The following is a 16,469-nucleotide window of genomic DNA, read 5'->3' as shown; positions in this document are numbered from 1 at the left end:
TATTGATGATAAATAATTGTTAGAATTATGCTTTCGCGAAAGCATAATCTCTAAAATTTGTAAATTTGCATCATAAATCTCAACGCTATGAGTAATCAAGAAAAATATCAAGAAGACGTAGATGTACTAACAGAAGAAACTCCATCACACGAGATTATTCTGTATAATGATGAAGTAAATACTTTTGACCATGTGATAAATACGCTTATTTATGCATGTGATCATGAGGAGAATCAAGCACATCAATGTGCGTTACTAGTGCATTACAAAGGAAAATGCTCTGTAAAGTCTGGTGAGTATAAAGATCTAGAGCCTCGATGCTCAAAACTTTTACAAGCAGGACTGAGTGCAGAAATTGTATAAAATCCAATACTTATAATTAATCACAATAACTATTGCGCTCTCGTGGCGCATTTGTTATTTTTGCGAGGCAAATTAAGCATCTTAAACGAAGATTATGAATCTACACGAATATCAAGGAAAAGAGATATTAAATAGTTTTGGCGTACGTATCCAGCGCGGTTATGTAGCACAGACTCCGGATGAGGCTGTTGCAGCTGCCGAAAGACTTACTGAGGAAACTGGTACTGGATGGCACGTTATTAAAGCGCAAGTTCACGCAGGTGGTCGTGGTAAAGGTGGTGGTGTAAAGCTAGCAAAGAGCCTAGATGAAGTAAGATCTATTGCAGATCAGATCATCGGGATGGATCTTGTTACTCCACAAACAAGTGCAGAAGGTAAAAGAGTTCACCAAGTGCTAGTTGCAGAAGATGTATACTACCCAGGTGACAGCGAGCCAGAAGAATATTATATGTCTGTACTACTTAACCGTGGTACTGGTCGCAATATGATTATGTATTCTACAGAAGGTGGAATGGATATTGAAACAGTAGCAGAGGAAACTCCGCACTTAATTTTTCATGAAGAAATTGATCCTGCAACAGGATTACTTCCTTTCCAAGCACGTAAAATTGCTTTTAACTTAGGATTAAGTGGTGCTGCTTTTAAAGACATGACAAAATTTGTTGCTGCTCTTTATAAAGCATACACAGATTCTGATAGTTCACTTTTTGAGATCAACCCTGTTCTTAAAACAAGTGACGATAAAATTATGGCAGTAGATGCAAAGGTATCACTAGATGATAACGCATTATACCGTCGTAAGGAATATGCAGCAATGCGTGACAAGCGTGAAGAAAACCAAGTAGAGGTTGAAGCTGGTGAGAAAGGACTTAACTATGTAGATCTAGACGGAAACGTAGGATGTATGGTAAACGGTGCTGGACTTGCAATGGCAACTATGGACCTTATCAAGCAATCTGGTGGTGAGCCTGCAAACTTCCTTGATGTAGGAGGTACTGCAGATGCTGAGCGTGTAGAAGCTGCTTTCCAATTAATACTTAAAGATCCAGCTGTAAAGGCAATCTTAGTAAACATTTTTGGAGGTATTGTACGTTGTGACCGTGTGGCACAAGGTATTATTGATGCATACAAGAACATGGGAACTATCAACGTGCCTATCATTGTACGTTTACAAGGAACTAACGCAGATATCGCAAAGAAATTAATAGATGATTCTGGACTTGATGTTCAATCTGCTATTGAATTCCAAGAAGCTGCAGACAAAGTACAGGCTGTACTAGCTTAATACTTTTTAATACATAGATGCTACTTGTGGCATCCTTTAAATCCCACTTTCTTTAAAGTGGGATTTTTTTGTTTTACAAATGTCATTAGGTATTATAATCTCTAGCTAGACAACTACCAAATAGGTCATTTTCTTAACATTGACTACTCCATACTTTCTTTAAGGATTCTCAAGCTATTATAATAAAATATTACTCCATATTTCACGTAATACTTACTGTTGTTATCAATACATTATGAAGTTGACAATCACGCTTTCGCGAAAGCGTTACCCCAACAAATCCCCTACGTTAACAACTCATAACCAGCATTAAACAACAGTTAAGCTTGACTAACTCCCGTAGAAAAACGAGAAATAAGTCGTCTATTTGTACTGTAATAATTCATCAAAAACCTCGAGTACGTCGAGACAAAAAAGTAAATTATGAAAACATTAAACGTATTATTGGTAGCCGCTTTACTTGCAGTAAACACAGCCTTTGCAACAGGAACAGAACCAACATCAGACAACAAAGAAAAAACAGTTACAGAGCAAGTAGCTGTACTTTTGAACAAGCCAGAATTTGAAGTTACTAAGGAGCTTGTTGCTCAAGTAACATTAATGGTAAACAACAAACATGAAGTTGTTGTATTAAGCGTAGATACTGACGAAGAGTATGTAGCAGATTTTATTAAGGCTCGTCTTAACTATGAAAAGCTAAGCACAAGAACCATAGGAGAGCAATTTACATTACCAGTACGCATCGTCCCAGGAGCTTAAGAAGCTTCACCTAAGTTCGTAAAGCTGAGCGTCGCTCGGCTTTTTTTATGCCCTGTATTGATTGTGAGATTTTTATACCTCCACTATCTTTACAAGGTATGAAAAATCTTATCCTTTTAATTTCTCTGTGTATCTCTACCCTAGGGTTTGGACAGAATAAATTCATTAGCCTATCTGATGACGCAACTATTAATCTAATCACCATAGGTCCTGGAGCTGTACTCAATGACGCTTTTGGGCACAATGCAATTCACGTACGTGATTATAAAAAAGGGTTAGATATAGTTTTTAACTACGGTAAGTTCAACTTTAAAACTCCTAACTTCTATCTCAAGTTTGCAAGAGGAAAATTACTATATGAGGTCGGTGTAGATAAGTATGACGACTTTGAATATAGTTATAAGCTCCAGCAACGATGGATTGAGTCTCAAGAACTACAGCTCACTCAAGATCAGAAGCAAGACGTCTTTGAGTTTTTGGTGAATAATGCCAAAGAAGAAAACAAATATTACAAATATGATTTCTTCTACGATAATTGCTCTACAAGACCGTTTGAGATCATCAAAGATGAATCTAATGTAACAATGAGCTATGATCACCAAGAAACTGGCATGACACACCGTGATCTCATACATGAATACGTGTCATGGAACACTTGGGGAAGTATGGGAATTGATATTGCACTAGGATCTGTAATTGATAGAACTGCCACTCCAGAAGAGTACTTGTTTTTACCACATGAGCTTATGTATGCTTTTCAAGAAGCTACCATAAGTACACCTTCAGGAACACTACCACTCGTAAAAGAAACTAAAACCGTATTCTCACCGCAAATCAAACATCGCTATAGTACTAATTTCTTACTAAGTCCATTGTTTATACTTGGACTTCTAGCAGGGCTTATCATCTACAAAACCTACAAAGATCATAAGAATGAAAATCCACTAGGCTGGCTAGACACGAGTATTTTACTAATCACAGGGCTTATAGGAGTTGTAGTCTTTTTATTATGGTTTGGCACAGATCATAATGCTACGGCGTGGAATTATAATTTACTTTGGGCTTTCCCATTTCATATACTAGCAGCATTTGCTGTAAAAAGAGTACAGCCACCACAATGGGTATATCCCTATATGAAGTTGGCTGTAATTATGATGTCGCTTTTATTCTTTCACTGGATTATAGGAGTCCAGCGATTTGCATTATCTCTTTTACCGCTCCTTATAGCAATTACGATACGTTACGTATTTATACTTAGAAGAATTAAAGTTACAAGAACAAATGGTAATGAGGAGTAGTATTACTGCCCTCTAAAATTTACTATAGTACTAATAGTTTTAAGTACTATACTTAAATCCATAAAGAGGTTGCGGTGCTTGATATAATATAAGTCATACTGTAGCTTTTCTAGCGAACTTTCTTCAGAGCTTGCATAACCACCCATCACTTGTGCCCACCCTGTAAGTCCTGGCTTTATAATATGGCGTGTCTCATAAAAAGGTATCTCTTTAGAAAGTTCCTTTACAAATACGGGACGTTCAGGTCTTGGGCCTATCACGCTCATTTCTCCTAGAAACACATTAATAAACTGCGGGATTTCATCTAGTCTACTCTTCCTTAAAAATTTACCGAATGAAGTAATACGCGTGTCATTTTTAGTAGACCATGCAGCACCATCTTTTTCTGCATTAACAATCATGGTGCGCAGCTTTATAATCTTGAATGTATTACCACCTTTTCCTATGCGTATTTGTGTATAAAATAGGGGACCTCGATTACCAATAAGATTACCCATAAAGACTATAGGTAGTACTACAATAAATGATAAAATCCCCAAGACAGACATGACCACATCAAAAATGCGATGAATGAGTTTATAGAATTTGTTTTGATTACTACGACTAAATGGAAAGTAACGGTAAAAATCTTTATCTACATATTCTACAGGAACACGCTGCGTGATATCCTCATAAACCTGCATATACTCTCGTATGGGGAAGCCTGATTTCAAGAGTGCTATAAGCTGGTTATAGAGCTCAAGTGAAACGCCATCCTCATATGTACTTGCAACAATAATCTCTGAAATTCCATTTTCTGAAATGGTTTCTTGGAGATCTTTAATAGGAAATCGTTTTGCCTCTGTTGAGATTACATCTGCAATAGACATAGGCTCTGTGTTGATATAACCCGCTATTTTGTAATTAGGATCTGCTCCTTCTAGATTCTTAATAATCTTATGAATATTAAAGGAATCTCCTACTACGATTGCTTTTCTATAAAATCTTGGTGCTGAAATTATAGACACGTATAACCACCTCCACAAAGAAATACCAATAATCATTGCCAAGAAGAAGTACACTATCTGTAGTCTATTTTCTGGGAGAATGGGAGTATAAAAAGGAGTTAGCAAGTAGAATAACACAGTAACTGCTACGGTAAGAATCACATTCTTAAGCATGGTTTGAAACTTCACCGTCTTAGGTAAGAAATAAAGTTCAAACACCGTCCCAAAGATGGACAGATACCCCACAAGCACTATGATTGCCGTTGCGTTTTCCTTACTAATAATTACGTAATCAAATTCTAAGAATAATTCTGTGAGATAAAGTGCTCCCAGAACAGATAAGATATCAAATATGCGCAGTAATACTTTACGCTCTGAGACATCAAAATGGATACTAGGTAAGAGGGACATTCGAGGTTGGTTGAGTACCGTAAATATATCACAAATTTAGCAGAGCACTTTATGCCATTGCTCTTTTACTACGCTCCAATCAAAGGATTCTACTTTTTGACGAGCATTCAACACTATTTCCTTTGTGCTAGCTGTGTTTTCAAGCAACTTACTTATCTTTTCTGAGAAAGCAGAAACATTCTCTGGAGCTGATAATAGACCATCTACGGTGTCATGAATAAGATATGGCATTCCACCTACATTTGTAGATACTACAGGTAATCCTAATGCCATTGCCTCTATCACACTCACAGGAGTATTATCAAAGTTTGTGGTACTTATAAAAACATCATGGTCTTGCGCTAGAGTCGTCCAATCCTCCTTGGATAATCTACCCGTAAAATGTACAGGGAGGCTGTTTTTCCTTGCATATTCCTCACAAAGTACTATACTACCATCTTTATCTGGTCCAACCATTGTAAGAGTAGCTTCGGGATACTTTTCAAGTATTTTCTCAAGCACTTTAATAGCCATAAGCGGATTATAAATTTCGACAAATGACCGAACCCATAATAAGTTGGGTTTAAATACTAATCGTTTTTTATATGGATAATTATCTAATTCAATGCTGTTAGGGATGTGTTTGATGTTTGAGAATCCCGCTTTCGCGAAAGCGTTATATAAATACCTACTAGGAGCCACATTTACTGCTGCTTTGCCAAAGAGTTTCTCACATGCCTTTTTGTTATTAATGAGGCGTTCTGGCAAATTACCTCCGTGTAGAATTGGGATATACGGAATACTGAAAGCTCTACATAAACTAGCAATGACCACCGCATACCAAAAGTTGGATGTGCTATATGTATCTATGAAAACAGTGTCTACACTCTTGCGAGAACGCAATAATGCACGCATCATATCAAGCATGCGAAGTAACTTATTTGATATTGTTGACGTTACCTCAACATCATACCCTTCCTGCCTCAGTAATAAACTAAGCGTCTCAATAGTAGTAACCGTCTTCCCTTTATTGGATAACGCGTTCCCTACGTACAGGAGTCTTTTTCTTTTCATGAACAACGTTTAAAAGGGAAAGTGCATATATAAATGCTGGTGCTGCAATACGCATTGAGGAGTGATTTATGGTCATAAACCAAAATCCTAGAGCCGAATAAAATAAGTAATTGCGTCTATTTTTAGAGCGATACACTAAAGGATAAATAATAAGAATCGCTAGAATGATTAATCCTAAAACACCATGCTCGGAGAGCAATCTACCCACCTCATTGTGGGAGGCTGCTCCTATACCTGTTTCCTCTGCTCTTAGTTCTTTTGACTTACCTGCACCTACTCCTGTTATCGGGTTATTATAAAATGCGCTCAATTCTGTTTCAAATAAATCTGCTCTCCCAGTAGTAATATCACTTTTAAGTCGTCCAGCTGCATCTCTATTGGTGTATCGCTTATTAATCAGACCATTAGTCTGAAAAGAACTATAAGCACCCGCAGCCACCAGCACACCTCCTAATAATATTAGGTACGTCATCATTCTTCTACGGGCGACTCCTTTTGAACCTGCAAAGTAAATAATTAAAAAAGCTGCACTACATACAAGTCCCGTAACCACTCCACCTCTAGAAAAGGTGATGATTCCCTTATAGAGTAAAAAACCAGTTAATCCTAAATGAATAAATAAAAACACTTTATCCTTACTATAAATAACAAGCTGGACAAGTGCTAGGAACATCCCTAAACCTAACACTGTAGACACTTGGTTAGGCCCAAAACCACCTGTAGCCGAATAGTTAGCCCCAGTACCGCTTAGAGATTCTCTTAAGTCTGGAGTTCCTAAAGTGATGTAGATTGACATCCCCACAATAGGTAATAATATCCACCTAGTCAAGGTAGAAAGCTGCTTATAGCTTAATTTTCTATCTATACAATACAATGCAGTAAGACCTAAACATACCGGACCACTAAGATTAAAGAAGATTGCGTTTCTAACGTTGGTACCTAAATTAAGGTTCATCGAAGCCACAAGTATACTAGGAAGCAATAAGAAAATGTATAACCAGTAAATTCCAGATTTCCGACTAGTCCCATTTAAGAAAAGACCAATAAGCATAAAAGTAATTACAGAATACTTACCTGCTTCATAGATAGGTATAGATTGGCTCATTCTAAAGAAAACCTCAGCACCAGTCATATAACCTGCTGCCATGAGTGCTTCATTATTTTTATTTCCAGTTCTAAATATTTGCACTAAAAAATAGAGAATACTACCTGCAAAATACACGAGTGCAAGCGACCTTACGAGATACACTAAAACTCCTATGATGATATGAATCACCATAAAAGTTAAGTATGTAGATTGTTTGGATATATTCACAGCTCTAAGATATCAATCCTTTATAGATAGGCAACACCTTGTCCATAAAAGCCTTCTTACTATAATTTTTCAGTACGCTTTCGCGAAAGCGTAATCCCATCTGATCTCTTTCTTTTTGATCACAATGAAACAATTTTACTAGCTCCTTGCTTAGTTCTTCTCTTACATTATTAATCACTATACCGTCATTCCCTACAACAGCAGCACATTGTCCAACACTTGTAACAATAACAGGTAAACTACTGTTTCCATACTCTAACAACGAAACAGGTAATCCCTCTGAAATAGAAGCAAGTACGCCTATAGTACTCTGCTCTAAAATGTGCGCTATATCATTACAACTACCATAGAGAAATACCTTCTCTGAAAGGTTATGTATTTCAATAGCAGTGGTTAATTCACTAGAATAGTCATCTTCAAAGGACTTTCCTACTAAATGTAAAGTCCACTCTTGAAAATTATCTTGTGTTTTTGAAAAGGCTTCAATGAGCTCTATATGATTTTTCTGTGGTCTTAAGTTTGCTAAGCAAATTACGCGTTTACCTTCTACTCCTTTTAGCGTAGTAACTTTAAGTGCATCCCCAGAAAGTGATGCGAAGTTCTCTAAAAAATAAGTTTGCTTGACACCTAATATTTCCCTAGACCATGTTGTAAGCTTCTCATTAACCGCTATTGTCACATCAATATATCTAGCAACAATTTTGAGGAGTTTGCTATCACGTTCTTCCAACGCATCACTCATCCCATAGTGATCGTGCCAAACAATCTTTATGTTACGTTTATTGATTTTGGCCAGCACTGCCAGCATTAGCGATGTAGAATGTGCGTGGATGATAGTAATCTGTTCTTTCTTGACCCATTTAAAAAATCGGCGAAAGGCGACTAGATCTAGCTTACCCTTCTTTCCAAGCATTAAGAAACTCACTTGAGAAGATAATTCTCTTTCTAAGGTACCTCCTCGTCGGGTTGCACACAGATAAGAGGTTACTCCCTCTTCATTTACGGCATTAGCTATATTTACAGCCATCCGTTCTGCCCCGCCAGCATCCAATGTATCTATGAGTTGGAGCACTTTCATTGCAATAGCTTTTTGATTTCTTGAGCAAAGGTATCCATTGTGTATTGTCTAGACCACTCTGCGGCCTCTTTACTCATTTCTAGAAGAGCTTCTTTGTTAGTTAGTTGTTTTCCTAAATACTCAACATCGATATGTTCTGGATCATGTATGAGTATCCCTCGCTTATCGTTTCCAATCATCCAAGGCACACATGATACACTCGAGACAATAGGCACTACACCCCAAAACATTGCCTCTGCGACAACCTTAGGCCATCCTTCACTTTTGGAGAGTAATATGAGAAGATCTGCATTTTTGTAGGCTTCTTTTACTACATGCCCAGGTTGGTTTCCTCGTATGACGATTTGATCTAAAATCCCATTTTCTTTTCGATACCACTTGATGTCTTCTACCACTGGTCCATCACCGTACATCTCAAGGGTAATATCTAATCCAGAGCTACGTAAAAATTTTATAAGCTGTACAGTTTCAAAAGGTCTTTTATTTGCTCCCATAGTGCCCACATACATGGCTTTCAGAGGTAGCTTAAAATCTCTTTGTATGATGGGCTCATTTTCATTATTGTAATAACTTGCCGTAAAAAAGGGTTTAATATTTTTAGTTTGGCTCTTCCATTCTCCATAAACCAGTACTCGCATATTCTTAGTCAATACGGTATTAGAAAGTATCCACTTCTGCATTTTATAAGCTAGGGGTTGCCTAGATGCAGGGTCCCAATTCCCAGCATACTTAGCCGTTTTACGCTTTCGCGGAAGCGTAACCTGTATCATACTGGCTAGCAAAGCAAGATTACCTGGACATCTTAGATGGATATGATCTGCCTTGTGCATAGCATTCCATAGCACTATGGCTTGGTATGGAATGGTTAGAAACGAGATTAATGCTGAAATAAGTGTGTGAAATTCTAACCTGCGCAGGGCTATCTGCTTAAAGTCTTGAATTTCAAATGGCAGTCCAAGTAAAGGTCCTCTTATTTTATTGGGACAAATGAAGGTAGTATGATTTACTTGTGACATCCATAGGTTCATTTCTTTCACATAAGGAGCATAGGCTACTTTTTGTCCATTTTGGGTAATGAGATGCGCGTCTGTGATTACAAGTAGCTTCACTAATTATTATTATTGTTTAGCTTGTTAATTAATATCTTAATATGATAAGGCATACTCTTTAAGCTATATGTATTCTCAAAAGTTCGGATAGCGCCTTGAGAATATATTTTCCAGTGAGCTATTACTTTATCAAATGCTTCTAGCAAACTATTTTGATTAGAATGCTCAAAGAATTCGCCATTAATACCCGGTTCAAGAATATCTAAACTCCCGCTTGTTTTTGTACATATAACAGGCGTGCCTTCTCGCAGTGCTTCAATAGTAACCATTCCAAAGGCCTCCTCATGGCTTGCTGATATATGTGCTAAGCTATTTGCATAAACACTACCTATCTGGTCATTAGATTTATTTCCAGAGAATATAACGTTATTTTTAATCTCTAACCTTGCCACCTCTTTCTCAAGATGTTCTCTTTCATCACCATTACCCACAATATTCAATGTAATTTCCGGATATTTAGCAAGTAACACCTTAAACTGTGATAAGAGCTCAAAATGTCCCTTTGATTTTGCTAACCGCCCTACTATAGATAACGTATTACTTCGTTCCTTTAGCGTTTGTAAAGATAGCTGTGTCTCAGGTATCAAAAAGGTATGTACAAATACTTTACTACCTTTTACATTAAAACGCTTTATAACATCATTTCTTGTTCCTTGGGAGTTTGCAATCAGATGAGTATTTAATCGATAAACGATTCGTTTTCTTATATCTAGCAAGTTGCTTTTAAAGCTTGCTTTTTTTCCACTGTCTATACGTATCTGCCCACCTAGTGTATGTACAAAATTCCATCTATGTGGGACACCCTTGAAATAACTCGCTACTGAAACAATGTTAGTAGATCCGAAATTAGATAAACACATAAGTGGCTTAAACTCTCTTAACAATTGTACTAAAAAAGCGAAATCCTTCCATTTTGTAGGTCTATGATTTGGCCATTTTCTAAAAAACAAGTTTACCTCATCTTTAGGAAGCGTACTTGGATTATTATCTATTACCACAACCACTCGATATCCTTCTTTAACAAAGGCCTTTGCTAGATGATGAAAATAGCTCGTAATTGTACCAAAAGGCAAGGATGTCGCTATTATGATTGTTTCTTTATTGTCTTGCACAGCCCTTTATTTAGGTTTATTAATAAAAAGGCTTAGTAAGCCAACTGTGCGCCCTAAGTATTCGGTAAAAGATTCTTTTCTTTCTGAAGTAGTAATTACGTTTATTAAACGTATTTTAGAAAGTAATGTACTAATCATATACCATTTAAGAACATTCTTAAATCCAGGATTAGGATGCATCACTCTCCATACATACCAGCCATTACGTGTTACCATTTTTCCATACTTAAATCGATTAGGTCTGCCTGAAGCTGCATGATAATGCCCTAAATTTGCACCTGTATGGACATACAACTTCCCTAATTTTGAAATTCTAAATGTATAGTCGGCATCCTCATAAAGACCATATCCTTCAAAATACTCTGAAAATTTATTTGCTTGTAATACACTAAGCGGAAAACTTGAGACTCCACCCATTAACTGCTTTACTTCGTAAATTTTTCCGGAAAGAGGCAAAAATCCTGTAGAGCGACCGTGACCAAATTTAGGCAAAACTCCAGGAACCGTATCTGCATCTAGGCCTAAACGCCTTCTTAGTTTAAAACGAGCACCTTCCGTTCTTCTATAACCATCATAATAAAAATGGTTTATATCGCTAGGGTTTTCATTATTAACTTGTTCCCAACTCACCTCATTATCTATATGCCCACCTACGCCCAAAGCTTCAGGATATTTTTTATAAACATCCAGAATTCGTTCAAAATAGGTATGTCTTAATATTGTATCATCATCTAGAAAGCACACGATATCCATAGATGGGTCTACACGATCTATTCCGTAATTGCGTTGTTTTGTGAGTCCTCTTGCGGTTTCAGGCACCTTGTGATATATGAGATTTTCTATTTCGCTTTCGCGAAAGCGAACGCCCGTAACATCATCTGTACTTCCATCGATTATTAATATTTCGTCAGGATACATAGTCTGTTGTACCACTGATGCTAGCAAGATAGCAAGTGGCTCAGGACGCATATAAGTACAAATAATTAGAGAAAATTTCAATTTAAAGTATTGATTTAAGATGATTATATAGGCTGCAAAAAAAACGATCTCGCACTAAATAGTTTTGGTACAAATTACGATTAGATTCCTGTAACTTAGTAAAGGAATCCTGATTGTATTTTTTGTGAAAAGTTTTCAAAGCCTTTATAAGGTTTTCGTCATCATGCACGATACACGCATGTTCATGCCAATTAATTACATGTTCCAGTGGCAATTGACAATCTGTGTCTACTAAAACAGGAATACGACCAGATGCCAAAGATTCATAAAATCTCACAGAAAAATTACCTGCACCGCGTAAACAAAATGTGTAAGGCGACTCACTGAGGTTTGTATAAAATTCTTCTGTTGTGCGTGCTCTCTCTTGTTGCGTTTTTACGCCTGCTCTATATTTTGAACGGTAAATAAAATCTGTTTCTATAATCTCAGATTGTTCTAATTGTTTGAGATATTTAAATCGCTCTCTCGCCGCATTAAATAACACTTGCTTATCTGATTGATCTTTATTACACAATCTATACACATTAGCTTTTAATGTAGCTGTTGTGGCTCTTAGTACTTCTTTTAAACTCGCTGTCGCAAATCCAGTAAAAGAAATTTGAGGTCTCGCTGCATATGCTATAGCTTTATGGTTCATTCCCTTTCTTTGCAAAGGATCATCTATAAATGCGGGAATAATTATGGTATGCGTATCGTTAGATTTTTTAAAGCCAGCATTTCGCCATACAATGATAGTATCGTCATTAAAAGTTTTACCATAGTCTCCACCTGTATAAACCATTAATTTTTTATCATTTTTTTGAGCTAAATTATACAAGGCCTTGTAGTGGGATTGATACCCTTTATTTTGAATGCTATTGTAATTAATAGGAAATAGAAATACATCTGCTATTTCCGGATTTGTTACTAGCGAGTAGTGCGACGTTACATCCTGATGCGTTTTTTCAAAATAATGCAAGTCAAAAATGAGCGGATGTACTTCTCCTCTATTTTCAGGTATTACAAGTGAGCTGTCTGTGTATAATTTGATCATATGCAGAAAACTAGGTATTCCTTTCATTTTTATAGGTTACTAACCCTCTCTTTTCCTTCTTATATAATATCCATTCAAGATATAACCTGAAGGCTCTCAGTAATTTTACTAGTTTCTTGTTGTATTTTTTTGAAACATCTACCCTACCTTTCTCTAACATCATTACAGAATTACTTTCTAATATTCCTTTTGCATAAAAGACATTTGTAATAGCAATCTTTACTGAAGATCTAGATAAGCGGACTCCATATTCTGACTCTCCATATCCACCAGAAGTATTGTTTAAATAATAACCATAAGTGTCATAAAAAGAACGCTTTACAATGTAGGGATGATCACTATATCTATAATAATTCTGAAAAAAATTTGAAAATGAGAATCTAGGAATTAGAGAGAGGTCATCATCAATTTTATGTAGTTTATTAAAATGGAAATATGCCGTAAGTCTTACCATGTCGGCAGTTCCATTATCAATATTGCTTAGTAAGCTAGACAATATATCTTTAAAGCCAGCTGTGATTAAGAAGTCTTCTTGACAATATATTACATAACTACCCTTACATGCCTTAAGACCTCGATTTATATTTGAAGCTAATCCTTCGTTTATGGAAGTTTTTACTAATGTGTCTATAGGATACGCTCTTATCGTATTTAAAACTTCTTGACTACTTGCATCATCACTCACGACAATCTCGTAGTCATCTAGTTCAAGTAAACGAATAGCCTCAAGACATTTAAGCAAGTCTTTAGGTCTATTGTAATGCGTTATTAAAAAACTTATGATTTTAAGCCTATTTGCCATTTCTTAATTTTTGCTTGTTTTGGCAGACACTCTGTGTTTAATTAGTTTCATGCAAAACACTTGCACTATTAAAAACAAGATTAAACTTATTTATTCAATTCTAATAATTTTGAGGCCCATAACTCGCTTTGCTCCCAAGCTTTTCTAAATCTCATAAAGTGCTTAAAAGGATTCTTAGTTCTGAAGAAGCCAAAACTTTTAAAAAATTGGATCATTTTATAACCTTGAAGTTGTTTTTTAGTAAAATTCTTTTTTCTAAAAAACATGATTTGCGGAGAAGGTTTAGGCTGGACATTCTCATTATGCCAAGGAAATACGTGAGGCTTTCTAAAACCTCCCACAGGTGCCTTGAGATGCAGTATTTGTATTTGGGGAGCATATATAATGTCTTCCCCTAGATTACGTATTTGCATTCCATAATCCATATCCTCTCCATAACCATGCTCCAAAGCCATATCAAAAGAACACTTACTAAAAATATCTCTATGCACTAATGAACAGCCAGAGCCAAAAGATTCCCATTGTTTGTAAGTTAATTGCAACTCCTTTTCTCCCTTTTGCAAACAAGCAAAAGTGATACATTTCGCTTTTGTAGTATTTATAAATTGTACTGCTCTAGTTATAAAATTACTCTCAATACTAACATCATCATCAAAAAACAATAACCACGGAGCAGTACTTAAAAGAACACCCCGATTTCTTGCACGGCAAGCCCCAGTTATCTGGGTAAACTCATGTATTATATTAAAATTCCAATCATTCTCTAAAATTTCAGACAATTGAGACTGAGCGCTTTCATCCCCGTCTTGCTCAATTATAATAACGTTAACTGGTGTTAATTTTTGGCTATTCAGATCTTTTAAAACGTCATACAAATAACTCGGTCTACCAACCGTCGGAATCACAACATCATAAGCTATCAATTCATACTCAGAACTTGAGTGACTTTTTTGAAGTGAGGCTATATCTATTTGTGGATGCCTTTGTTTATAAAATTGCGCTTTCGCGAAAGCGTACAGAGGAAATCGCTTTTCATAGAAAATATGATTAATTAATAATAAAAAAGTCCACCTTTTTTTATAATGCTCTGCGACAAAACGATATACATCTGTAATATGTAATTTCTCTAAAATAGGTGCAACGGGAGCTTGATAACTTAACACTCCTGGTCCTCTAGTAAGTTTACTTACTGAATTTATCCAATATAGCAATCCACAATCTTGTGTTACTTGACCTTGAACTTGATTGATCAATGAAGCATGTATATAAACAAGCCTAGTCCCTTTTGCCCACGTTGGATAATAAACAGTAGTGTTTATACTTAAAAAAGGCCTGTCCTCGACATATTGTAAATCTTCATTAAATGTATTAGAATTAGAAACAAGCAGTGCCTCAGAATAATATGTATTAATAACTTCCTCAAACTCGGCTGTATCACACCCCTTTCTATGAATTATGATTCCATCCTCAGGATGCATATTTGCTATGCTGTACAATCCTGTTACCACCTCCTCTCCACAACAAAGGCTGCTAGTGATTTTAGCGTTATCGTATTCAACAAAAATCATGAAGCAATTACTTTTTTATAGTACGCAATATTCTCGTGTACTAATTTACTTATATCGAATTTTTGAGCGACAGAGTGTCTAGCGTTTAGGCTAATCTTTTGTGTTAAATGAGGATCTTGAAATAATGTTTGTATCGTATTTACAAAAGCCTCTACATCATCTGGATGATGCATAAACCCATCTTTACCATGCTCAATGAGATCTTGAGCCCAACCTATACTCGTATTTACTACTGCCTTTTGTAGCGCCATGGATTCTATGGTAACCATACCTAGAGTTTCTGCTAGTGATGGAAACACGCACACGTGCGCTTTTTCTATTTCATTTTTAACTTGACTATAAGGTATTTTACCTAGGTATGTAATTGCTTTTTTGGAAGCTGGAGACATTAATTCTTGCATAAGTTCCCATGTAGAATCTTTACCCGTCTTCACATCATTACTATCCACCCCTATAAAATAAAGCGTTGCATCAGGATGATTAACTATAATTTTATTAAACATCTCTACCAATTGAAATACTCCTTTTTTTCTAATAAGAGTGCCTATATTTAAAAGTCGCTTAGAAGAAAAATCATCAGGGTTGTCATTATTAAATTGAGCTAATTCAAGACCATAGTATATTACTTTCAGTTTTGATAATGGCAAATTAAAAAGCCGCATGCTCTCCTCTCCTGCAAAAGTAGTTGGAGCTATAAAGCCAATTGCTTTTTTGACTGCTTGTTTTTCAAAATAAGCATTTTTCTTCTTCTGCAAACGTCCTTCAATATGACAGAAATAAGTATCACTTCCGTGAAAACGTATCACCAACGGTTTTTTAAGCTTCATAAACGCCGTGATTCCTGTCCAATCAGGAGCTTCTATGATGTCTATGTTATCTGAGTACTTGTTTAGATAGCGACTTATATGTTTTCGGTATAGAAAAAAACCTCCATAGCCATATCTCTTTTGTTTAATGATATGAAATGTCACTCCACCTTCGCTAAAAACTTCATCTAATTTTTGACCATAAACAAAGAGGCTTACTTGATGTCCTTCAGCAACGATAGCAGTTACAAGATTTTTTATGCTTGTTCCCATTCCTCCAGAATTACCTAGCTTAGGGTGAGGGTACTCAGGTGTTAAATAGGCTATATGCATTAGTTTTTTCATCTATCTTTAGTTAAGACTTTCGTAGCTATTATGACATCACAAGCATCTAATTAGTCGCAATTTATCAACGTATCAGTCGCATCGTAATTTACAATAGTAAAAAAATGTTTCGATAAATAATGATAACAAAGTTGATACAATTAGTTA

At 36.1% G+C, this 16,469-nt stretch carries 15 protein-coding genes; 4 read left to right on the top strand and 11 right to left on the bottom strand.

What is annotated here, in order from left to right:
- Positions 1-87: 87 nt before the first annotated feature.
- The 4 genes from ACJJVU_RS06425 to ACJJVU_RS06410 all read left to right on the top strand — a co-directional run bounded on the left by ACJJVU_RS06425 (position 88) and on the right by ACJJVU_RS06410 (position 3,705).
- Positions 88-363: an ATP-dependent Clp protease adaptor ClpS gene (locus ACJJVU_RS06425; RefSeq protein WP_013751571.1), complete on the top strand. Its 276-nt coding sequence runs from the start codon at positions 88-90 to the stop codon at positions 361-363.
- Positions 364-457: 94 nt separating this feature from the next.
- On the top strand, positions 458-1,648 hold the full coding sequence (gene sucC / locus ACJJVU_RS06420) for an ADP-forming succinate--CoA ligase subunit beta (protein ID WP_013751570.1): 1,191 nt from the start codon (positions 458-460) through the stop codon (positions 1,646-1,648).
- Between the two features lie 423 nt (positions 1,649-2,071).
- The gene (locus ACJJVU_RS06415) at positions 2,072-2,407 is read left to right on the top strand and encodes a hypothetical protein (protein ID WP_405223515.1); all 336 of its coding nucleotides are present in this window, start codon (positions 2,072-2,074) and stop codon (positions 2,405-2,407) included.
- A gap of 98 nt (positions 2,408-2,505) precedes the next feature.
- Positions 2,506-3,705 carry a DUF4105 domain-containing protein gene (locus ACJJVU_RS06410; RefSeq protein WP_405223513.1) on the top strand — a complete coding sequence of 400 codons (1,200 nt, stop codon included), beginning with the start codon at positions 2,506-2,508 and terminating at the stop codon, positions 3,703-3,705.
- A 2-nt stretch (positions 3,706-3,707) separates the two neighbouring features.
- On the opposite strand, the gene ACJJVU_RS06405 is transcribed toward ACJJVU_RS06410, so the two are convergent.
- The 11 genes from ACJJVU_RS06405 to ACJJVU_RS06355 all read right to left on the bottom strand — a co-directional run bounded on the left by ACJJVU_RS06405 (position 3,708) and on the right by ACJJVU_RS06355 (position 16,322).
- Positions 3,708-5,102, bottom strand: coding sequence for a sugar transferase (locus ACJJVU_RS06405; protein WP_405223511.1), 1,395 nt, complete (start codon positions 5,100-5,102; stop codon positions 3,708-3,710).
- Positions 5,103-5,138: 36 nt separating this feature from the next.
- The gene (locus ACJJVU_RS06400) at positions 5,139-6,155 is read right to left on the bottom strand and encodes a glycosyltransferase family 4 protein (protein ID WP_405223509.1); all 1,017 of its coding nucleotides are present in this window, start codon (positions 6,153-6,155) and stop codon (positions 5,139-5,141) included.
- Entirely contained in the window at positions 6,109-7,470 is a 1,362-nt protein-coding gene (locus tag ACJJVU_RS06395) for an O-antigen ligase family protein (protein WP_405223507.1), read from the bottom strand. Before ACJJVU_RS06395 ends, ACJJVU_RS06400 begins: the two co-directional genes overlap by 47 nt.
- Positions 7,471-7,474: 4 nt before the next feature.
- Positions 7,475-8,548, bottom strand: a complete 1,074-nt coding sequence (locus tag ACJJVU_RS06390) for a glycosyltransferase (protein ID WP_405223505.1) — start codon at positions 8,546-8,548, stop codon at positions 7,475-7,477.
- Positions 8,545-9,657, bottom strand: a complete 1,113-nt coding sequence (locus ACJJVU_RS06385) for a glycosyltransferase family 4 protein (RefSeq protein ID WP_405223503.1) — start codon at positions 9,655-9,657, stop codon at positions 8,545-8,547. Before ACJJVU_RS06385 ends, ACJJVU_RS06390 begins: the two co-directional genes overlap by 4 nt.
- Positions 9,657-10,769, bottom strand: a complete 1,113-nt coding sequence (locus tag ACJJVU_RS06380) for a glycosyltransferase (protein WP_405223501.1) — start codon at positions 10,767-10,769, stop codon at positions 9,657-9,659. Before ACJJVU_RS06380 ends, ACJJVU_RS06385 begins: the two co-directional genes overlap by 1 nt.
- A gap of 6 nt (positions 10,770-10,775) precedes the next feature.
- Positions 10,776-11,768, bottom strand: coding sequence for a glycosyltransferase family 2 protein (locus ACJJVU_RS06375; RefSeq protein ID WP_405223499.1), 993 nt, complete (start codon positions 11,766-11,768; stop codon positions 10,776-10,778).
- A 1-nt stretch (position 11,769) separates the two neighbouring features.
- Positions 11,770-12,828 carry an exostosin family protein gene (locus ACJJVU_RS06370; protein WP_405223497.1) on the bottom strand — a complete coding sequence of 353 codons (1,059 nt, stop codon included), beginning with the start codon at positions 12,826-12,828 and terminating at the stop codon, positions 11,770-11,772.
- Positions 12,812-13,603 (bottom strand): glycosyltransferase family 2 protein, encoded by a 792-nt coding sequence (locus ACJJVU_RS06365; protein ID WP_405223495.1) that lies wholly within the window; start codon positions 13,601-13,603, stop codon positions 12,812-12,814. The genes ACJJVU_RS06370 and ACJJVU_RS06365 overlap by 17 nt, the downstream gene beginning before the upstream one ends.
- A gap of 86 nt (positions 13,604-13,689) precedes the next feature.
- Positions 13,690-15,081: a glycosyltransferase family 2 protein gene (locus tag ACJJVU_RS06360; RefSeq protein WP_405223493.1), complete on the bottom strand. Its 1,392-nt coding sequence runs from the start codon at positions 15,079-15,081 to the stop codon at positions 13,690-13,692.
- Between the two features lie 86 nt (positions 15,082-15,167).
- On the bottom strand, positions 15,168-16,322 hold the full coding sequence (locus ACJJVU_RS06355) for a glycosyltransferase family 4 protein (protein ID WP_405223491.1): 1,155 nt from the start codon (positions 16,320-16,322) through the stop codon (positions 15,168-15,170).
- Between the last annotated feature and the right edge of the window lie 147 nt (positions 16,323-16,469).

The organism is Dokdonia sp. Asnod1-B02 (assembly GCF_045063955.1).
Taxonomy (GTDB): domain Bacteria; phylum Bacteroidota; class Bacteroidia; order Flavobacteriales; family Flavobacteriaceae; genus Dokdonia.
Note: the sequence above shows the minus strand (reverse complement) of the source record. Positions and strands in the feature narration are given on the sequence as shown.

Bases quoted from the DNA above. Each gene is read 5' to 3' on its own strand.
- ACJJVU_RS06425 (WP_013751571.1), top strand. From the start codon at position 88: ATGAGTAATCAAGAAAAATATCAAGAAGACGTAGATGTACTAACAGAA.
- sucC (WP_013751570.1), top strand. From the start codon at position 458: ATGAATCTACACGAATATCAAGGAAAAGAGATATTAAATAGTTTTGGC.
- ACJJVU_RS06415 (WP_405223515.1), top strand. From the start codon at position 2,072: ATGAAAACATTAAACGTATTATTGGTAGCCGCTTTACTTGCAGTAAAC.
- ACJJVU_RS06410 (WP_405223513.1), top strand. From the start codon at position 2,506: ATGAAAAATCTTATCCTTTTAATTTCTCTGTGTATCTCTACCCTAGGG.
- ACJJVU_RS06405 (WP_405223511.1), bottom strand. From the start codon at position 5,102: ATGTCCCTCTTACCTAGTATCCATTTTGATGTCTCAGAGCGTAAAGTA.
- ACJJVU_RS06400 (WP_405223509.1), bottom strand. From the start codon at position 6,155: ATGAAAAGAAAAAGACTCCTGTACGTAGGGAACGCGTTATCCAATAAA.
- ACJJVU_RS06390 (WP_405223505.1), bottom strand. From the start codon at position 8,548: ATGAAAGTGCTCCAACTCATAGATACATTGGATGCTGGCGGGGCAGAA.
- ACJJVU_RS06370 (WP_405223497.1), bottom strand. From the start codon at position 12,828: ATGAAAGGAATACCTAGTTTTCTGCATATGATCAAATTATACACAGAC.
- ACJJVU_RS06365 (WP_405223495.1), bottom strand. From the start codon at position 13,603: ATGGCAAATAGGCTTAAAATCATAAGTTTTTTAATAACGCATTACAAT.
- ACJJVU_RS06360 (WP_405223493.1), bottom strand. From the start codon at position 15,081: ATGCATCCTGAGGATGGAATCATAATTCATAGAAAGGGGTGTGATACA.
- ACJJVU_RS06355 (WP_405223491.1), bottom strand. From the start codon at position 16,322: ATGAAAAAACTAATGCATATAGCCTATTTAACACCTGAGTACCCTCAC.